This is a genomic window from Salipiger marinus (assembly GCF_035481585.1).
Lineage (GTDB): Bacteria > Pseudomonadota > Alphaproteobacteria > Rhodobacterales > Rhodobacteraceae > Salipiger > Salipiger marinus.
Map to the genome: position 1 here is coordinate 259,245 of NZ_JAYKSL010000002.1, position 18,580 is coordinate 277,824.

Below are 18,580 nucleotides of genomic sequence, written 5' to 3' on the forward strand. Positions count from 1 at the left end.
TGCGGACGAATGGACGGGCGCGGCAATTTCTGGCATTATTCAAACATGACTGCACCGCAGACCATTCCCGTCTTCACCCTGTTCGGGGAAACCAGCGCTTTCCCCGATGTGGTGCATTGCGAACGAATCTGGGACCGCGCGCCGTTGCATGACTGGGAAATCGCGCCGCATCGGCATCATGTGCTCGTGCAGGTGCTGCACATGTGGTCGGGGGCCGCGACGGTGCGGATCGACGGGCGGGAAAGTTCCTTGACCGACGGGGAGTTCCTGTTTGTCCCGGCTGGTATCGTTCATGCTTTCCGGTTCCGGCGCGGCTGCGAAGGTCTGGTGCTGTCCTTTCCGCTGAGCGTGGTGGCGGGGCTTGCGGCGGGCGCGCCTGAGGTGCAGCGCGCCCTGCAGGATCCCTTTGCCGGGCCAGCCCCGGATCTGGCGCTGATCCTGATGGAGCAGCTGCGGGACAGCTTTGCCAGCGCTGGTTCTTTTCGGGCGGCGGAGCTTCTGGCGACCAGCCACCTGCTGCTGGTCACGCTGGCGGCGGCGCGCGCCGAAGAACCGCAGGAGGCAAACCCCGCCAGCCGCTATCTGCGCGAGTTCGACACGCAGATCCTCGATCACATGGCAGAGGGCTGGGGGGTCACGCAGCATGCCCGCGCCTTGGGCATCACCCCCGGGCATCTGAACCGGATCTGCCGGGGCGCCACCGGGCAGACCGCGTCGCACCGGATCGAAAGCGCTGTGATGACCGAAGCGGCGCGGCTTCTGGCCTTTACCCGCCTGCCCGCCGCCGAAATCGGCTTCGAGCTGGGGTTTGACGACCCGTCCTATTTCTCGCGCCGGTTCCGGCATCTGCGTGGCGAAAGCCCTTCGGCCTATCGTCGGCGGGTGGCGGGCTGATCCGGTGCGGGCCTCAGGGCCAGTCCGCGAAGCCCTTGCGCAGCGCCTCCGCCTCGGCGGTGGCGGAGCGCTGCGCCACCGCGCGCCACGCCCCCGGCGACAGTCCGGTGCGCCGCTTGAAATAATGGCTGAACCGGCTGGCATCGGGAAAGCCAAGGTCGGAGGCGATTTTTTTCAGCGGCGCGCCGGACCGGTCCAGCCGGTCGCAGGCTTCGGCGGTCAGGCGCTGGTTCACCAGATCCGCCGGGCTGCGCGCCAGTTCGGTGCGGCAGAGCCGGTGCAGCCGGTCATAGCTGACGCCAAGCGCCTGCGCATAATCGGCGACCTGCCAGTGCGCCAGATAGTGCGTCTCGACCAGATGGCGGAAATGGCGCAGCAGATCGGTCTCCTTGCTGGGGGTGGCATCGCCGCCCGGCAGCCGTAGCCGCCGCGCCTCGATCAGGATCAGCCGCAGGATCGAGGCAAACAGCATCGTCGACCGCGCCTCCTCGTGGCGGGTTTCGGACAGGAACCAGTCCATCAGCACCTCGGCGCGGGCGGCGGTCTGCGGATCGGGCAGCGGCGCGATGAAGGGTGCATCGGTCAGAAGCCGCAGGTCAAGGGATTCGGACCGCGCGCCGATGGCATCCTGCCGGATCCCGTCGCCAAGCCCGATCACCACGGCGCGCGTCCCGGCACCCAGCGTCAGGTCGGCAGGCCCCGGATGCGGCCAGTAGCAATAGGCGGGGGCGGCCAGATGCGGCGCGCCGGTCTCGTCCAGCACCGTGCCTTCGGCCAGATAGACCAGCAGCGCCGATCCGTCGGCAAGCCGGGGCCGGACGCGGCGGGGATGCAGCGCGGGCCGTTCCTCGCGCAGCTGCACATATTCGGACATCGGCCCTCCCTCCAGAAAACGACATGACTTTGCCAGTTTGGCGCATTTCGTGTCATCTCCCGCTCTTGTATCTGAAAGTTGGAGGCCGGGTCCATGCCCGGGGAGGATATGACACAGCAGTTTGCCGCAGACCGGCAGGCGCCAGCGCGTGCTGGCGCCCGGCCAGACATGCCCCCCTTTGGCGGGGAGGCGGGCGCGCGTCCGGCGGACAGCCTGACCGACTGCCTGCGCTTCGCCGCGCGTGCGGCGGCGGCCTTTGACAGCTGGAAACGCCGCCCCGTGGCCGAGCGCGCAGCATTGCTGCACGCGCTGGCCGACCGGCTGGAACAGCATGCCGAACCGCTGCGCCTGTGCATGGCCGAAGAAATCGGCACCCCCGCGCCATGGGCGCGCTTCAATGTCAGCTTTGCCGCCCGGCTGCTGCGCGACACCGCCACCCTTGCCCCGCAGCTTGAGGCTGACGAGCCCCTTGCCGCCGCATCGGGGCGCGTTGGCCTCGCCCGCCGCCTGCCCTCTGGCGTCAGCCTTGGCATCGCGCCGTGGAATGCGCCGCTGATCCTTGGCATCCGCGCCATGGCGGCCCCGCTGCTCTGCGGCAATACCGTGCTGCTGAAAGGCTCGGAATTTGCGCCGCAGACCTTCCGGAAGCTGGGCGCGGTGCTGGCGGAGGCCGGACTGCCGCCGGATGTGGCGCGCGTGCTGGTGACCCGGCCCGAGGACAGCGAGGAGATCGTCAGCCAGCTGATCGCGGATCCGGTGGTCACGCGGGTGAATTTCACCGGCTCCACCCGTGTGGGCCGCCGCATCGCCGACATGTGCGCCCGGCATCTGAAACGCCCCCTGCTTGAACTGGGCGGGCAGGCCACGGCGGTGGTGCTGCCCGGGGCGGATCCGGATCTGGCCGCAGGCGCGCTGGCGCTTGGCGCATGGACCAATCAGGGGCAGGTCTGCATGTCGACCGAGCGGGTCATCGTCGTGGGCGACATGGCCGAGGCGCTGATCCCGCGGCTGGAGGCGGCGCGGGCCGCGCTGCGGGTGGGCGACGCGCGCGACGAGACCACGCAGATCGGCCCCGTCATCAGCGAGGCCGCCGCCCACCGGCTGGCGGAGATGCTGGAGGATGCGGTGCGGCAGGGAGCGGTGATCGTGGGCGGTGGCGGCATCCAGCGCCGCCATGTGGCGCCCACGCTGATCGACCATGTGACGCAGGACATGCGGCTGGCGCGCGAGGAAGCCTTTGGCCCGGTGCTGTCGGTGCTGCGGGTGCAGAGCCCGCTGGAGGCGCTGACGGTGGCCAATGACAGCGATTACGGCCTTGCCGCCGCAGTTTTCGACCGCGATCCGGACCGGGCCGAGGCCTTTGCCGCCGATCTGCACTGCGGCATCTGCCATATCAACGGCCCCACGATCGACGATCACCCCGGCGCCCCTTTCGGCGGCACCAAGATGAGCGGTTTTGGCCGGTTCGGGGGCCGTTGGGCGCTGGACGAATTTACGGAAACACGCTGGATCACCCGCCCCGAACGCGGCTGATCCGGCAGATCACAGACTTCAGGAGGAAGGACATCATGACCATATCCATGCTTATCGGCGGCAAGGACACTGCCGCCACCGACGGGCGCACCTATGACCGCCGCGACCCGGTCACCGGCGAGGTGGCCACCATCGCCCCCGCCGCCAGCGTCGCGGATGCGCAGGCTGCCGCCCGCGCCGCCGCCGCCGCCTTTCCGGCTTGGGCGGCCACCGCGCCCGCCAAGCGCCGCGCCCTGCTGCTGAAGGCGGCCGAAGAGATGGACGCGATGACCCCGGAGATCATCGCGACAGCCATCGCCGAAACCGGCGCCACCGGCCCGTGGATCGGGTTCAACTGCATGCTCGCCGCCAACATGCTGCGCGAGGCTGCCTCCATCACCACGATGATCACCGGCGAGGTGATCCCCGCCAACAAGCCCGGCACGCTGGCCATGGCGCAGCGCAAGCCGCTGGGGGTCTGCCTTGGCATTGCGCCTTGGAACGCGCCGGTGATCCTTGGCACCCGCGCGGTGGCAACGGCGGTCGCCTGCGGCAATACCGTGGTGCTGAAGGCATCGGAACTGTGCCCCGCCACCCATCTGGCCATCGGCGAGGCCTTCCGCCGCGCGGGCTTCCCCGAAGGCGTGGTGAACGTGGTGACCAACGCGCCCGAAGATGCGGCGGAGGTGGTCGCGGCGCTGATCGAGGCGCCCGAGGTGCGGCACATCAACTTCACCGGCTCCACCGGCGTGGGCCGGATCATCGCGCAGAAGGCGGCGGCGGTGCTGAAGCCGGTGCTGCTGGAACTGGGCGGCAAGGCGCCGCTGGTCATTCTGGACGATGCCGATGTCGAGGCGGCGGTGAACGGCGCGGCCTTTGGCGCCTTCATGAACCAGGGCCAGATCTGCATGTCGACCGAGCGGATCATCGTGCATGAGGGCATCGCCGACCGCTTCATCGCGGCGCTTGCCGAAAAGACCAGCGCCCTGCCCGCAGGCAATCCGCGCGACAAGGTCGTGCTGGGCGCGCTGGTGACCCCGGAGGCCGCCGAGAAGATGGACCGCATCATCGCCGATGCCGTCGCCAAGGGCGGCAAGGTCATCGCGGGCGGCACCCGCGACGGCGCCGTGGTCGCGGCCACGCTGATCGATCACGTCACCCCGGACATGACCATCTATGCCGAGGAGAGCTTTGGCCCGGTCAAGCCGATCATCCGCGTCAAGGATGACGACGAGGCCGTGGCGGTGGCCAATGACACGCAATACGGGCTGTCTGCCGCGGTCTATGGCTCTGACATCACCCGCGCGCTGTCGGTGGCGGACCGGATCGAAAGCGGCATCTGCCACATCAACGGCCCCACCGTGTCCGACGAGGCGCAGATGCCCTTCGGCGGCGTGAAGGATTCGGGCTATGGCCGGTTCGGGGGCAAGGCGGGCATCGATGCCTTCACCTCGATCCGCTGGGTCACGATCGAGGATCCGCACCAGCATTTCCCGTTCTGAGGAGCGGGCGCAGACGCGACAGGACGAGGCCGCCCTCCGGGGCGGCCTTTTTTGCGTCTCTCAGCGGCGGGCGGCCTCGATATGGCGGACAAGCGCCAGCAGGGTGCGGCAGACCGGCACCTCGATCCCCAGCGCCTCGGCTTTCGCCACGATGCCGCCGGTGATGGTGTCGATCTCGGTCGCGCGCCCCGCCTCGATGTCCTGCAGCATCGACGGTTTGTGCGCGCCATGATGGGCCAGCGCGTAAGACACGGTGTCGCGGATGCGGGCGGGATCCACGGCGATGCCTGCGGCATGGGCGGTGCGGCAGGCTTCTTCCACCATGGCGAAGGCCAGCGCGCGGGTGTCGGGCATGGCGCCGATCCGTCCGACCGGATCGCCGGTGACGGCGCAGAGCGCATTCAGCGCGGCGTTGAACGCGACCTTTTCCCAGATGGCGATGTCGATGCCCGGGTCGATGTCGAGCACGAGCCCCGCCGCGGCGAAGATCCGGTCCAGATCGCCGGTGTCGCAGGGCGCGCGGGGGGCAAGCCGGATGTGGCCCGCGCCCGCAGAGGAGACCTGCCCGGGGCCGTGCAGATCGGCGGGATAGGTGGTCACCCCGACAAACACCCGCTCGGGCGGGGCATGGGCCAGCAGCGCCGCATCGGTGCCAAGGCCGTTTTGCAGGCTGATGAGCCGGGTGGCGGGGCCGATGCAGGCGGCGATGCCGCGCAGGGCGGCGGCGCTGTGCATGGTCTTGGTGAAGACCAGCACGATGTCGAAGACCTGCCGCGCCTCCTGCGGCAGCACCGCCTTGGGCCACACGGTGCGGGTCTGTCCGTTGACGGTCAGCGACAGGCCCCGCGCCGCAACCGCCCCGACATGCGCGGCGTCAAGGTCGATCAGCGTCACGTCCTGACCGGCCTCGGCCATGCTGCCGCCAAAGAACGACCCCATGGCCCCCGCGCCCAGAATGCCGATGGAAAGGGGCTGTGTCATGCGCGGATCCTCTGGGGCTGCGTCGAAAGTCCGTCCGGGCGGTCCGTGGCGGGGGGCGCTTCGGCCTGGATATGCTCGGGGCCCAGATCGCGGGCCTTGGGGCAGCCCAGAAGGGCCAGCGTCGTGTCGATCTCGGCGGCGATCATCGCGATGACCTCGCGCACCCCGGCCTCGCCCCGGGCGCCCAGCCCGTAAAGCGCGGCGCGTCCCAGCAGGCACATGCGCGCCCCGGCGGCGAGCGCCTTCACCACATCCTCGCCGCTGCGGATCCCGCTGTCGAGCAGCAGCGGCAGCGCGGTGCGGCCCTGAACGCTGCGCAGCGTGTCGAAAGGGGCCGCCACATCCTCCAGCTGGCGCGCGCCATGGTTCGACAGGATCACCGCGTCACAGCCCGCCGCTTCGGCGCGGGCCAGTTCGGCGGCAGAGGTGAGCCCCTTGAGCACCAGCCGGTGCGGCCAGAGCGCGCGCAGCTCCGCCAGCGCCACCCAGTCAAAGCCCGCATCCATCTGCCGGTTCAGCAGCGCCGCCTGCGTCGAGGCATCCGCCGCCTCCGCCGAGGCGAAGCTGGCGAGCTGCGGCAGGCCGTGGCGCAGCTGCGCCATGGTCCATGCCGGATGCAGCGCGGCATCCAGCGCGATGCGCGGCGTCAGCCGGAACGGCACCTTGAAGCCGGAGCGCCGGTCGCGCAGGCGTCTGCCATTGACCGGCACGTCCACGGTCAGGATCAGCGTGGTGTAACCCGCCGCCAGCGCGCGGCGGACAAAGAGCCGCGCCTGATCCCGGTGCAGCACGTAAAGCTGAAACCATTTTTCGCCATCCCCCGCCCGGGCCACCTCCTCGATGCTGGAGGTGGAGGCGGTGGAGAGGCAGAAGGGAATGCCCGCCTGTCCCGCCGCCCGCGCCAGCATCAGGTCGCCCTCCGGACGCAGCACCCCGGTCAGGCCCATGGGGGCAATCGCGAGGGGCAGGGGGTAGTCCCGCCCCCAGAGCGTGACGCCAGCCTCGCGGCGCGAGACGTCGGTCAGGCGGCGCGGCACGAAGAGCGTGCGGGCAAAGGCGGCGCGGTTGCGGTCCAGCCCGCGCTCCTCCCCCGCCGCGCCGTCCACATAATCCATGACCATGCGGGGCAGGTGGCGGGCGGCGCGGCGGCGGTAGGCCGCCAGATCCGGGAGCGGGGTCAGGACAACCACGCGGGCAGCCCCAGCGTCAGCACCGGGAACAGCAGCAGCAGCGCGACCCGCACCAGTTCCGCCCCGAAGAACGGCATCACGCCCTTGAAGGTCTCGATCATCGGGGTGTCGCGGTCCAGCGACGAGATGACGAAGACGTTCATGCCCACCGGCGGGGTGATCAGACCCAGTTCCACCACAATGAGCGCGAGAATGCCGAACCAGACCTTGAGATCCTCGGTGCTCATGCCGAAGCCCGCGCCATCGGCGCCCTGATAGACGCCGCCATTGATCTCCTGCAGGACGGGCCAGAAGAAGGGGATCACCAGCAGGATCATCGACAGGCTGTCCATCAGGCAGCCCAGCAGGATCAGCGCGACCAGCAGGATCACCAGCACCGTCATCGGCGCCAGACCCGAGGTGGCAATCCAGGTCGCCGCTTCCTGCGGCAGGCCGGAGCGCGACATGAAGATCTTGAGCATCTCCGCCCCGAGCAGGATCAGATAGATCATGCCGCTGGTGGAGGCGGTTTCCAGCAGCGTCTCCCGCAGGTCGGAAAGCGAGATGCGGCGCTGCACAAGACCATAGGCCAGCACGAGGAAAACGCCGACCGCCGCCGCCGGGGTGGGATTGAACAGCCCCGCATAGATGCCGCCGATCACCAGCCCGAAGATCAGGAAGACCGGGATCACGCCGATGCTGGCCTCGACCAGTTCGCGGCGTTCGGGGGTCTTGCCGCGGGGGCCCGCCTCGGGGCGGATGGCGACATAGGCGGCGATGGTCAGCAGGAACATGATCACCGCCAGCAGGCCGGGGATCATCGCCGCCATGAACATCGTCACGATATTGGCCTCGACCGTGATCGCGTAGACGATCAGCACCACCGAGGGCGGAATGAGGATGCCCAGCACCCCGCCTGCGGCCAGCGTGCCGGTGGCCAGCGCGCCGGAGAACTTGTAGCGGCGCAGCTCCGGCAGGGCGACCTTGCCCATGGTCGAGGCGGTGGCGAGCGACGATCCGCAGACCGCGCCGAACCCGGCGCAGCCCGCGATGGCGGCCATGGCGGTGCCGCCGGGCAGCCAGCCCATCCACGCATTCGCCGCGCGGAACAGCGCCTGCGACAGCCCGATGCGCGAGGCGATGGCGCCCATCAGCACGAACATCGGCACAACCGACAGGTCATAGATCGAGAACTGCCCGTAGGCCAGCGTCTTGAGCTGGCTCAGCACCAGCCCCGGACCGTTGAGCAGCAGCGTGCCGATGCCGCCCACAAGGATCATCGCATAGGCGACGGGCATGCGGATCATGATGAGCCCGACAAGCGCCCCCAGCCCCGCCAGCCCGTAGATCAAAGCGTCAGACATGGGCGCCGTCTCCCTGCGTCTTGCCGGAAAGGTTTTCAAGAACGGAGGCCAGCGCGGCCAGCGCCAGCAGTGCCAGCGAGATCAGCACCGGCACATAGGCATACCAGATCGGGATCTGCAGGATCGCCGTGGTGTAGTCGTAAGTCTTCTGGTCCAGCATGCCCAGATACATCCGCCAGATCAGCAGGCCCGCGAAGGCCAGCGCGACCAGACTGCCCAGCAGGGTCAGCAGGGCGATGAGGCCGGGCCGCATCCCGGCGGTGAAGATGTCAGCGGTCACGTTGGCGCCCATGGACTGGCAGTAGGGCAGAAAGGCGAAGGCCGCCACGGCGACGCCCATCTCCGTCAGTTCGAAATCTCCGGGGAAGGGGTGGCCGAAGATGCCCCCAATCACCGAAAACATGTTGATCGACACCACCGCAAACAGCACCAGCCCGCCGAATATGGCCCAGAGCGTGGTGATGCGGCGGACGGCACCGGGAAACCCGGTGCCGAACATGACCGATGGGGCGGCCATCAGCGCGTCGCGTGGTCTGCGATGCCCGCGCGGGCGGCCTCGACCAGTGCCTGACCGTCGATGCCCTTGCTGGAAACCTCCTCGATCCAGCGGTCGACGACCGGGGCCAGCACCTCGTCAAAGGCGGCGGTCTCTTCCTCGGTCAGCACGATATGCTCGTTGCCCGCCTCGACGGCGACCTTGATCCCGGCATCATCGACATCGCGCCAGATCTGGCCCACCTCGTCCAGCCATTCGCGCCCGGAGGCATCGCGGAACGCCTGCTGGATGTCCTCGGGCAGGCTGTCCCAGCGGGCCTTGTTCATGGAGACCTGAAAGATGGTGCTGCCCCAGCGGGCCTCGTCATGGCCTTCGATCTGATACTGGGTCTGGTCCTGCACCTTCAGCGCCGGAATGATCTCCCACGGGATGAAGGCGCCGTCCACGACGCCCTTCTGCAGGGCGGGCGGCAGTTCGGGCGCGGGCATCGCGGCGGGAGAGGCGCCAAGCGCCTCGATCGTCCATGCGCCGGTGCGGGTGGGGATGCGGATCTTCTTGCCGGCCAGATCGGCGGGGCTGCGGACCAGCGTGTCGCGCATGTGGATGCCCTGTCCGGCATGGGCATGCAGGAACATCACCTCGACGCCCTGAAACTCCTCGGCCAGCATGTCGTCAAAGACATCGTCGATGGCAAGGTTGACCGCTGCGGGGTCATTCTTGAAGATCGTCGGCAGTTCGAACACCTCGGTCCGGGGGAACAGGCCCGGCGTGTAGCCATTGGTGGTCCAGATCAGATCGACCACCCCGTCGCGCACCTGCGAGATCAGTTCCGGCGGGCGGCCCCCCAGCGTCATCGACGGGAAGATCTCGATGTTCACGCGGCCATCGGTTGCGGCTTCGATCCGCTCGGCCCAAGGCTCCAGCATGGCGGTCTGCGCCGGGGCGGTGGCGCTCAGGAAATGATGCAGCTTGAATTCGAACTCGGCGGCGCTGACCGCAGCGGTGGAGCCCAGCAGGGCCGCAACCGCAGCCGCAACGGCGTGGGGTGTCTTGGTGGTCATGATCGTTCCTCCCTGGAATGATGGGCCGGCATCTGCCGGTCCCGGCGTCCCGGCCCCGCCTCCTCTGGCAGGGCCCGAAATCCTTCAGCGTTCTATCGCAATGTTCAGCAGCACCTGCCGCCGTTCTTCGGTGGCCACCCGGATCGCGCGGTCCAGCGCTGCGGGCAGATCGGCGCCTTGGGTGACGCTTTCGGTATAGGCGCGGCTGGCCTCGGCGGTGCGGGTGAAATCGGGCGAGGGTTTGAGCGAGGTCAGCGGCACCTCGTTCGCCTTGGCGGCGAGACCGTCGGCATAAAGCCCCGACACCGACTGGCGCACGGCGCCCCATTCCTCGTTGTTGAGCACCAGCACGATCACCGGCAGGTCCAGCGCCTCGGCGACCTGATGGCAGACGGTGGGATTGGCGAACATGTAGCTGCCATCGCCCATGGTGGCGAAGACCAGCCGTTCCGGTGCCGCCATCTGCGCGCCAAGGGCCGCAGGAAAGCCCCAGCCGAGCCCGCCGGAATGCGGTTCCTGAAAATAGGACAGGTGATCTTCCAGCCCCAGCGGCAGCAGCGGGCAGCCGAGTTCATGATACACGGTCGACAGCTGGCCGGTTGCGGCCTTGCGGGCGCGGATCGCCTCGCCAAGGCAGAGGCTGACCCAGTCCTTGGTCATCGGGCCCCGGTTGCCCGCCTCCGCCCGGCTGCGGATCGCGGCGCGGCTGGCGGTGGTCAGGGCGGTGATCCTCTGGCGCCGCGCCGCGATCTCCTCCTCCGCCTGCCTGTCTGGCCCGGCCATCGCGCGGATCAGCGCCAGAATGGTCGGGCCGGTCTCGCCGGGCAGCACCAGATCTGCACGGAAATTGCGCACCGGCGTGCGCGAGAACAGCGGATCCGGCCCCAGCTGGATCACCTTGCAGTCCGGGCGCAGCGACACGCGGTCCGGCCACCACGGGGCAAGGCTGTTGATCACCAGCACCACGTCTGCCTCTTCCAGCAGCGCGTCGTGATCCCAGCCGACCTGCATCGGGTGATCCAGCGGCAGGCTCAGCTGGTTGGCCCAGTACTGCGACACGGGCAGCGCCCAGTCGGTGACAAAGCCGGACAGCGCGTCAAACGCCGCCTGCGTGCCGGTGCCGCGCTGGCTGATGATGAGCGGGGATTTTGCGCCCGCCAGCAGCTCTGCCGCCTGCGCCAGCACCTCGGGCGGCGGGGCGGTGATCACCGGCGCCATGGAAGAGGGCGCATCGAGCCCTTCCGGCGGCGTGGGTTCGCACAGCACCTCACGGGGCAGGCTCAGATAGACCGGGCCTTTCGGCGTGGAATTGGCGATGGCCCATGCCCGGTCAAAAAGGCCGGTGACCTGTTCGGGGAAGCGCAGTTCGTAATCCCATTTGCTGGCCTCGCGCACCAGTGCGGTCTGGTCGAACATCTCCTGCCCCCAGCCGATGGGCACGGTGCGGGCGCCAAAGCGGTCCTGTTCGGTGACCGGGGTGCGCCCCGACATCAGCAGCATCGGGATATGGTCGCAGGAGGCGTTGATCGCCCCGGTCGCGCCGTTGGACAGCCCGACATTGGTGTGCAGCATCACCGACTGCGGACGCCCGGACATCTGGTAATAGCCATGCGCCATGCTGACGGCGGCCATCTCGTGCGGAACGGTGACGGGGGTGGGCAGATCCACCGCCTGATGCCCGGCGGCAATCAGCCCTTCGATGATCGGCGGAAAGTCGGTGCCGGAATTGACGAAGACATGGTCGATGCCAAGCGCCTTGAGCTTGCCGAACATCGCGCCGCCCGCGCTCAGCGCCTGCGGCGGGTGGACAGGTGCATCCTTTGCCATGTGCTGGCTCCTTCCCTCGACCGTCCGGAGGTCGTTTGCGCCATCTTCGCGCAGATTCTTTACAAATCTCAATATATGAGATAGTCTTCTCATTAAATGTAATTTACCGCCTTGGCTTGTGTCAAGCGGCAGCTATGCTGGGCGACCAAAAGGACTTGCCCGCAAACGGAGGCCCCTGCGTGTCGACCCCCCTCAACGCTTCAGTGCTGAAAGCCTTTTCGATCCTGAGGCTGGTCTCGCCGCAGCAGCCAGAGATCACGACGGCCATTGTGGCGGAGGCGCTCGACACCAACACGGCCACGGCGCACCGTTTCCTGATGACCCTCGTCGCGGCGGGGGCGCTGAGCAGCTACCGGCGGGGCTATTATTCGCTGGGTCCGCTGATCGATGATCTGGGCTTTGCCGCGCAGGCCTGCGCGCCTTCGGTTTCGCGCATCCGCCCGCTGATCCAGAGCCTTGCGCAGGAGGTGAACGAATCCGTCATGGTGTGCCGTCTGGGCATGTCCGGCCCGACCTGCATCGCCGTGGCGAAATCGAACCGCCCGATCTCGGTCGACATCACGGTGGGCACGGTGCTGGCCATCGACCGCACCGCCCATGGCAAGCTCTGGCTGTCTACGATGACCGAGGCGATGCGCAACGACCGCTGCGGCGGCGACTGCGATGTCAGTGCGACGCTGCTTGACCAGATCCGGGGGCAGGGGTTTTCCACCAACAATGGCGAGGCGAATGACGGCATCGGCGCCATCGCGGTGCCGGTGCGCGACGCCGAGGGCGCCATGCCCCTGACCCTGAGCATTTTCGGCATGGAACACCGCTTTGACGAGGCGATGCTGGCCCATGCCCTGCCCATGCTGCTGGACACGGCGGAGCGGATTTCACAGACGCTGGCGCAGTGACGGGACGGGCGGTTGCACCCCTGTCGTGGTAAGTGCGGCTCAGCAGGTGGTTTCGACCAAGGCCAGCAGGCGCGGGCCAGAGGTGATCTGCAGCCCGGTCGCGGCGGCCCTGACCGTTACATGCTCGCCTTGGTCAAGATTGCCCAGATAGACCACCTCGCGCCCCGTGAGCGGCGCAGGGCAGGGCCGGGCCGCTTCGGCGAGCCTTGAGAAGGTCGGGAAATACAGCAGCCCCACCGCGTTGAAATCCAGCGCCGGAACCGGCGTCTGCACCAGCAGCTCGGGCCCCGTGGCGGGCGTGTCGCGGCTCTGGCGGGCCAGCGTGCGGGCGCGGGCGTGCTGCCGGTCCAGCCCGGGGGTGGCGGCGGCCAGATCGTCCAGCCCGGGCAGGCTGCTGCGCAGCAGCCTGCGGTTCGATCCGCTGCCGTCATGGCGCAGAAAGCAGCTGATCATCCGCAGCGTTCCCAGCCAGCCCTCCGCGCCTGCGATGTGATGCTCCGACCCGATGCGGTTCGCCGCCACCACATGCAGGGTCGAGGTGATCTCGATCCCGGTGCCAAGCAGCGGGCGGGAGGGGCGAGCCAGCGTCAGCTCGGTGGCGCAGAAGGCGGCATAGACCGGATGCCCCTCCGCGTCGCGAAAGGCGATGCCGGACTGGCCAAGCGCGTCCGCGATCAGCGTCCAGTGCCGGTCGCCCGCGTCGCGCAGCAGCCATTGTTCAGACAGTCCGAAAGGCGACAGCATCGCCATGCCCAGCGACAGGCTCTCTCGCCGTTCGACCCGGCGCGGGCCGCCCACGCTGCGCAGCGCGGTGCGGGCCCTCATCCGGCCACCCGCCGTGCGGGCATGGCCAGCTGCGCCGCGATCTGTCCGGCAAGATGGCGGCTGTCTTCCTCGATGCCCAGAAACCGCCCCGACCCCCATGTATGCAGCCAGCCCAGCCCGATAAAATGCAGCCCGCGATGCGCGGTCACGCCCCGGTCAAACACCGGCTTGCCGCGCGCATCGAAGACATCAGCCTCGATCCACCCATAATCGGGGCGAAACCCGATTGCCCAGAGCACCGACGTGATCCCCGCCTCGGCAAGGTCAAGCTCGGTCCGCTCCTCCTCCGGGGTCCAGACCTTTTCAAAAGGCGGCTCTTCGGGCGCGTCGATGCCTTCGCGCGCGATATACGCATCGATCTGGGCGCGGATGCCAAGATAGGAGCGGTCGGCATCGTCGAGGTTCTTGGCCAGATCCGGCAGGAAGCGTGCCTTGGGGCCGTCCATATCCGCCAGCGAGCCATAAAGCTGCACGCCATGATCGACATGGACGCGGCGCAGGTCGATTTCCTTGCCGCCGTCGCGGCCCGACATGTAGTGGTTGGTCTGGGTCACGGCCTTGACCGGATCGGGATGGCGGGCGATGGTGATGGCGTAATGCCCGGCCTCCTGCAGCCAGTCGGTGGCGTCGCGTCCGCGATATCTGCGCGGGCTGCGCGGCGCGGGGCCGACGGCCAGATGCACGTCGCGACCCGCCCGCAGAAAATCCTCCATCAGCTGTACGCCCGACTGGCCGGTGCCGACGATCAGCACGCCGCCTTCGGGGAACTGCCCGACATTGCGGTACTCGACCGAATGCATCTGGAAAATCCCGGGCGAAAGGCGCTGCGCATAGGCGGGCTCGATCGGCGTGTCATAGCCGCCGGTGGCGATCACCACCTGATCGCAGGTCCACTGTCCTATCGAGGTGTCCACCACAAAGCCGCCGCTGTCCTGCGGCACCACCCGCGCGACCTCGACCCCTTCGCGCAGGTCGGGCTGCGTGCGCTCGGCGAAAGCGTCCAGATAGGCGGTGATCTGGTCCTTCAGCATGAAGCCGTCAGGATCGGTGCCGCCATAGTCGCGGTCATAGTGGAAATCGGGCAGGCGGCATTGCCAGTTCGGCGTGACAAGGCAGAAGCTGTCCCAGCGGTTGTGGCGCCACGAATGGAATTTCTCGTGGCGCTCGAATACGATGCTGTCGATGCCCTTCTGCTTCAGGCACCACGCGGTGGACAGGCCCGCCTGCCCGCCGCCGACGATCACGACGGGGCTATGCGGCGTCGGCTGGTCTGTCATGGGGAATGTCCTCATTGCGAGATGGTCAGGCAGGTGACGCGGGCGCCGTCCTGATCCAGAAACGGGGCGATGCGCGTCTCGATCCGGTCAAGCTGGTCGAGCGCGGAGCTGCAGGCGAAGCCGTATTTGCGCTGCACCCGGTCAGAGGCGCGTTCCATCGCGCTGCGGGCGCGCTGCAGGAAGTCCGGCGCGGGGTAGCTCTGGCCGGGGGCAAAGATCTCGGCCACGACGCTGGAGGGCGAATAAAGCTGCTCCTCTGCGCCGTCCGGCCAGCGGACGGTCCAGAATGTTTCAGGCATGACAGGCTCCAAGATCCAGATAGGGGGTGGCGGCATGGTTCCAGAACAGCGCCTGCGCCGCGCCATCGCAGAGCGTGACCGCGCTGCCGGAGGTGACGCGCCCGATGGCGCTGGCGTCGATGCCCCGGGCACAGAAGCGCGCGCAGACGGCATTGGCCTGATCCGGTGCCACCGCCAGCAGGAAGCCGAAGCTGGGAAAGCTGCGCAGCCAGCGCTCCCGGTCGATGCGGGGCGGCGGCGTCAGGTTGGAGAGGTCAAGGTCGATCCCCACGGCAGAGCATTCCGCCAGCATCAGCGCCGTGCCGACGATGCCGCCCTGACTGATGTCCTTGCCCGCGCGGACCAGACCCTCCTCTGCCAGCGCGGGCAGCAGGTCCAGATCGCGGCGCAGCCGGTCGGGCGGGGCGTCCAGTGCCGCGCAGAAATTGTCGAAGTTGCGATAGCTGCCGCGCTGGTCGATGGCGGCGATCAGCAGATCGCCGGGCCGCGCGTCAAAGCTGGAGATCAGGCACCGCGCCCTGCCGAAGACCGAAGCGGCAAGGCCAAGCGCGGGGGCGGCAAGGTTGGTGTGCCCCCCCACCAGCGGCACGCCATACGCGGCGGAGGCATCGCGCATCCCGGCCAGCAGCGGGGCGGCGGCTGCCGCATCCGGCGCCCAGATCTGGTTGACCATGGCCACGGCCCGGCCCCCCATGGCGGCGATGTCCGACAGGTTGACCATCACCGCGCACCAGCCCGCGAACCACGGGTCATCGGCGATGAAGGCGGGGATGAAACCTTCGCCCGCCAGCAGGTCATAGCCGCCGTCGCGGGGCAGGGCTGCGGCATCGTCCCCGGGCTGGCCGGGGCTGGCGGCAGTCAGCCCAAGCGCCCGCGTGCTGCGCGCGATGCCCAGCTTGGACCGGATCGAGGGATGGTCGCGCAGGCGTTGCGCCAGCGTCATCAGCGCGCTGTCGGTCATGGCCGGGGCTCGCGCGGGCGGGCGCGGTGATACCAGCCGGTAACCGGATCGGCACAGGGCGGATAATGGCTCAGATCCGCCTCCATCTTCATGTGTGGCGTGCCGTGGATCGTCACCTCGTGCTGCGGGCGCCAGCGCAGGCGGCGAAACAGCGGCACGTTCTGCATCTGCACATGCGCCAGAAACCTGTCGCAGCCGCGTGCGGTGGCGGTGCAGACCGCAAGCCGGATCAGTTCGGCCCCCAGCCGCCCCACCGCGCGGAACTCGCGGTCGACGGCCAGCCGCGATCCCCACCACAGGCGCGGGGACTCCTGATGGATGCGCACGGTGCCCACCACCTGATCGGGTTCATGGGCGCAGGTGGACAGCGCCACCAGATGCGTGGCGACCGGATCGATGGCGTCGCGGTCCTGCAGCGGAAAGATGCCCTGTTCCTGCACGAACACCCGGTGGCGCAGGCTGGCCGCGCCCTCTGCCTCGAACCGGGAGGAGACGGCGCGGATATAATAGCCCGGACAGTGGAACTGCCGCTGGTCAAGCTCCATCATGCGCGGATCTCCTGCGGCAGCTTCAGCATCTCGTAGCTGGACAGGGCCGAACAGGCGCCGCATTTGCCGCATCCGGCCTTCATGTCCGCCGACCGGATGCCCGCCTCCGCGATCATCTGGCCCAGCGGGCGCAGGATCGAGGCCATGAAACCGGCCGAAGGCGCGGGATGGCTTTCCAGCGGCGTGCCGGAGATCGGCACGAAGGGCACCACAAACGGATAGACCCCCATGGCGCACAGCTTCTCGCCCATCTCGAGGATCGCCTCGCGCGTGTCGCCAAGTCCTGCAAGGATATAGGTGGACACCTGCCCGCGCCCGAAGACCCTCACCGCCGCCTCGAAGCTGGAAAAGTATTTCTCCAGCGGGACGCTGGCCTTGCCGGGCATGATGCGCTGGCGCACCTCGGGGGTGACGGCCTCAAGATGCATGCCCAGCGTGTCGATCCCGGCGTCAAACATGCGCTGATGCCACGCGTCATCCTCGGGCGGCTCGCACTGGCCCTGCAGCGGCAGGTTGACCGCCGCCTTGATGGTCACGGCGCTGTCGCACAGAACCTTGGCGCCGCGATCCTTGCCCGCCGGGGTGCCGGTGGTCAGCACCATATGGGTCACGCCGTCCAGCTCCACCGCCGCCTTGGCGACCTCGGCCAGCTGCGCGGGGGTCTTGTGGGCGATGGTCCGCCCGGCGGCAAGGCTCTGGCCGATGGCGCAGAACTGGCAGGTTTTCTTGCGGCTTTCATAGCGGATGCAGGTCTGCAGCACGGTGGTTGCCAGCACGTCGCGGGAATGCAGCGCGGCGATATGGCTGTAGGGGATGCCGTCGGCGGTGCTGAGCTGGTAGAACTTCGCGCGGGTGGGAAAGCGCACCATCGCCACCTCGGCGCCGTCGCGGGTGACGCGGGCCGCGCCGGTATCGTCCGGGGCCTCCACCAGATAGGGGCTGTCGAAGCTGGGGGCGGTGTGCACGGGGATCATCACGGTGCGCGCGCCGATGGTGATGGCCTTGTGATCGGAAGGACCGGCGCCGCCCCGGCGGCTGTCCTGCCCGGCGCGCGGATCGACCAGCCGCATGCCATGGGTCTGCAATTCGTTGATAAGCTGGGCGGGATCAAGCATCGGGGCAACCCTCCTCGGGATCTGGGTCTGGCCCGGCCATGGCGGCGGGCTCGTGCCGCGTCGGGGCCGGGCGGGTGTCATGGCGCAGCGACAGCAGTTCGGGCCGGGCGTAATGGCCGACGCTGTCCATCATGCGCTTGCGCTTGGCGATCAGCCGCATGTCGAGATCGGCGATGACGATGCCCTCGCCCTCTGTCAGCGGTTCGGCCAGATGGCGGCCCTCTGGCGAGATGATGCAGGTCATGCAGCCGCTGCGCATCGCCTGCTGCAGCTTGGGATCGGGGTGAATTTCGGCAATCTGCGCTTCGGTCAGCCAGCCGGTGGCATTGACCACGAAACAGCCCGATTCCAGCGCGTGGTGGCGCATGGTGACCTCGATCTGGTCGCGGAAGATGTCGCCGACAAGGCTGCCGGGATACTGGCCCGCGTGGATTTCCTCGTGCTGGGTCATCAGCGCGTAGCGGGCGAGCGGGTTGTAGTGTTCCCAGCAGGCCAGCGCCCCGACCCGGCCCACGCGGGTCTCCACCACCTTCAGCCCGGCGCCATCGCCCTGCCCCCAGACCATGCGTTCGTGATAGGTGGGGGTGATCTTGCGCCGCTTCAGCGCCAGCGTGCCATCCGCGTCAAAGATCAGCTGCGCGTTGTAAAGCGAGCCGTGATCGCGTTCGTTCACCCCCAGCACCACCACCACGCCGCGTCTGCGCGCCGCCTCGGCCACCGCCCGCGTTTCGGCAGAGGGCACGACCACCGCTTCGCGCATGAGATCAAGATGCGGCGCCCCCTGCTGCACCGGGGGCAGCACGAAGCTGAAATAGGGGTAGTAAGGCACGAAGGTTTCGGGAAAGACGATGAATTCTGCGCCCTTGTCGGCGGCCTCGGCAATGGCGTTGAGCACGCGCGTCATCGTGCCGGCCCGCCCGGACAGGTCCGGGGCGATCTGGACGGCGGCGGCGCGGATGGTATCGGTTCGCATGGG

Annotated in this window: 18 protein-coding genes; 4 read left to right on the forward strand and 14 right to left on the reverse strand. The window is 68.5% G+C overall.

Features of this window, described 5'->3' with window-relative positions; all coding sequences use genetic code 11:
- Positions 1 to 45: 45 nt before the first annotated feature.
- Complete coding sequence (locus VK682_RS04405) at positions 46 to 894, forward strand: helix-turn-helix domain-containing protein (protein WP_324781497.1); 849 nt, start codon at positions 46 to 48, stop codon at positions 892 to 894.
- Between the two features lie 13 nt (positions 895 to 907).
- On the opposite strand, the gene VK682_RS04410 is transcribed toward VK682_RS04405, so the two are convergent.
- Positions 908 to 1,768, reverse strand: coding sequence for a helix-turn-helix transcriptional regulator (locus VK682_RS04410; RefSeq protein WP_324781498.1), 861 nt, complete (start codon positions 1,766 to 1,768; stop codon positions 908 to 910).
- Between the two features lie 108 nt (positions 1,769 to 1,876).
- On the opposite strand from VK682_RS04410, the gene VK682_RS04415 reads away from it, so the two are divergent.
- Entirely contained in the window at positions 1,877 to 3,301 is a 1,425-nt protein-coding gene (locus VK682_RS04415; protein WP_324781499.1) for an aldehyde dehydrogenase family protein, read from the forward strand.
- 35 nt (positions 3,302 to 3,336) lie between these two features.
- A complete protein-coding gene (locus tag VK682_RS04420) occupies positions 3,337 to 4,782 on the forward strand; it encodes an aldehyde dehydrogenase (RefSeq protein ID WP_230796317.1) in 1,446 nt (481 codons plus the stop codon).
- Positions 4,783 to 4,842: 60 nt separating this feature from the next.
- Here VK682_RS04420 and VK682_RS04425 read toward each other — a convergent pair whose 3' ends face one another.
- The 6 genes from VK682_RS04425 to VK682_RS04450 form a co-directional block, all read right to left on the reverse strand.
- Positions 4,843 to 5,763, reverse strand: coding sequence for a ketopantoate reductase family protein (locus VK682_RS04425; RefSeq protein WP_230796316.1), 921 nt, complete (start codon positions 5,761 to 5,763; stop codon positions 4,843 to 4,845).
- Entirely contained in the window at positions 5,760 to 6,953 is a 1,194-nt protein-coding gene (locus VK682_RS04430; protein WP_230796315.1) for an alpha-hydroxy-acid oxidizing protein, read from the reverse strand. Before VK682_RS04430 ends, VK682_RS04425 begins: the two co-directional genes overlap by 4 nt.
- Entirely contained in the window at positions 6,941 to 8,296 is a 1,356-nt protein-coding gene (locus tag VK682_RS04435; RefSeq protein ID WP_230796314.1) for a TRAP transporter large permease, read from the reverse strand. Before VK682_RS04435 ends, VK682_RS04430 begins: the two co-directional genes overlap by 13 nt.
- The gene (locus VK682_RS04440) at positions 8,289 to 8,813 is read right to left on the reverse strand and encodes a TRAP transporter small permease (RefSeq protein ID WP_324781500.1); all 525 of its coding nucleotides are present in this window, start codon (positions 8,811 to 8,813) and stop codon (positions 8,289 to 8,291) included. Before VK682_RS04440 ends, VK682_RS04435 begins: the two co-directional genes overlap by 8 nt.
- Positions 8,813 to 9,853 carry a TRAP transporter substrate-binding protein gene (locus tag VK682_RS04445; RefSeq protein WP_324781501.1) on the reverse strand — a complete coding sequence of 347 codons (1,041 nt, stop codon included), beginning with the start codon at positions 9,851 to 9,853 and terminating at the stop codon, positions 8,813 to 8,815. Before VK682_RS04445 ends, VK682_RS04440 begins: the two co-directional genes overlap by 1 nt.
- 84 nt (positions 9,854 to 9,937) lie before the next feature.
- Positions 9,938 to 11,680, reverse strand: a complete 1,743-nt coding sequence (locus tag VK682_RS04450) for a thiamine pyrophosphate-requiring protein (RefSeq protein ID WP_230796312.1) — start codon at positions 11,678 to 11,680, stop codon at positions 9,938 to 9,940.
- Positions 11,681 to 11,859: 179 nt separating this feature from the next.
- On the opposite strand from VK682_RS04450, the gene VK682_RS04455 reads away from it, so the two are divergent.
- Complete coding sequence (locus tag VK682_RS04455; RefSeq protein WP_230796311.1) at positions 11,860 to 12,579, forward strand: IclR family transcriptional regulator; 720 nt, start codon at positions 11,860 to 11,862, stop codon at positions 12,577 to 12,579.
- Positions 12,580 to 12,618: 39 nt separating this feature from the next.
- Here VK682_RS04455 and VK682_RS04460 read toward each other — a convergent pair whose 3' ends face one another.
- Genes VK682_RS04460 through VK682_RS04490 form a run of 7 tightly spaced genes read right to left on the reverse strand, consistent with a single transcriptional unit; the run spans position 12,619 to position 18,577 of the window.
- Positions 12,619 to 13,404, reverse strand: coding sequence for a Pnap_2097 family protein (locus VK682_RS04460; RefSeq protein ID WP_230796310.1), 786 nt, complete (start codon positions 13,402 to 13,404; stop codon positions 12,619 to 12,621).
- On the reverse strand, positions 13,401 to 14,681 hold the full coding sequence (locus VK682_RS04465; protein WP_230796309.1) for an MSMEG_0569 family flavin-dependent oxidoreductase: 1,281 nt from the start codon (positions 14,679 to 14,681) through the stop codon (positions 13,401 to 13,403). The genes VK682_RS04460 and VK682_RS04465 overlap by 4 nt, the downstream gene beginning before the upstream one ends.
- 11 nt (positions 14,682 to 14,692) lie before the next feature.
- Positions 14,693 to 14,980, reverse strand: coding sequence for an MSMEG_0570 family nitrogen starvation response protein (locus VK682_RS04470; protein WP_089844750.1), 288 nt, complete (start codon positions 14,978 to 14,980; stop codon positions 14,693 to 14,695).
- Positions 14,973 to 15,941, reverse strand: coding sequence for a sll0787 family AIR synthase-like protein (locus VK682_RS04475; RefSeq protein ID WP_230796307.1), 969 nt, complete (start codon positions 15,939 to 15,941; stop codon positions 14,973 to 14,975). Before VK682_RS04475 ends, VK682_RS04470 begins: the two co-directional genes overlap by 8 nt.
- Complete coding sequence (locus VK682_RS04480; protein WP_230796305.1) at positions 15,938 to 16,489, reverse strand: MSMEG_0567/Sll0786 family nitrogen starvation N-acetyltransferase; 552 nt, start codon at positions 16,487 to 16,489, stop codon at positions 15,938 to 15,940. Before VK682_RS04480 ends, VK682_RS04475 begins: the two co-directional genes overlap by 4 nt.
- Positions 16,486 to 17,604: an MSMEG_0568 family radical SAM protein gene (locus VK682_RS04485; protein WP_324781502.1), complete on the reverse strand. Its 1,119-nt coding sequence runs from the start codon at positions 17,602 to 17,604 to the stop codon at positions 16,486 to 16,488. The genes VK682_RS04480 and VK682_RS04485 overlap by 4 nt, the downstream gene beginning before the upstream one ends.
- Complete coding sequence (locus tag VK682_RS04490; protein ID WP_230796303.1) at positions 17,597 to 18,577, reverse strand: Nit6803 family nitrilase; 981 nt, start codon at positions 18,575 to 18,577, stop codon at positions 17,597 to 17,599. Before VK682_RS04490 ends, VK682_RS04485 begins: the two co-directional genes overlap by 8 nt.
- Positions 18,578 to 18,580 lie beyond the last annotated feature (3 nt).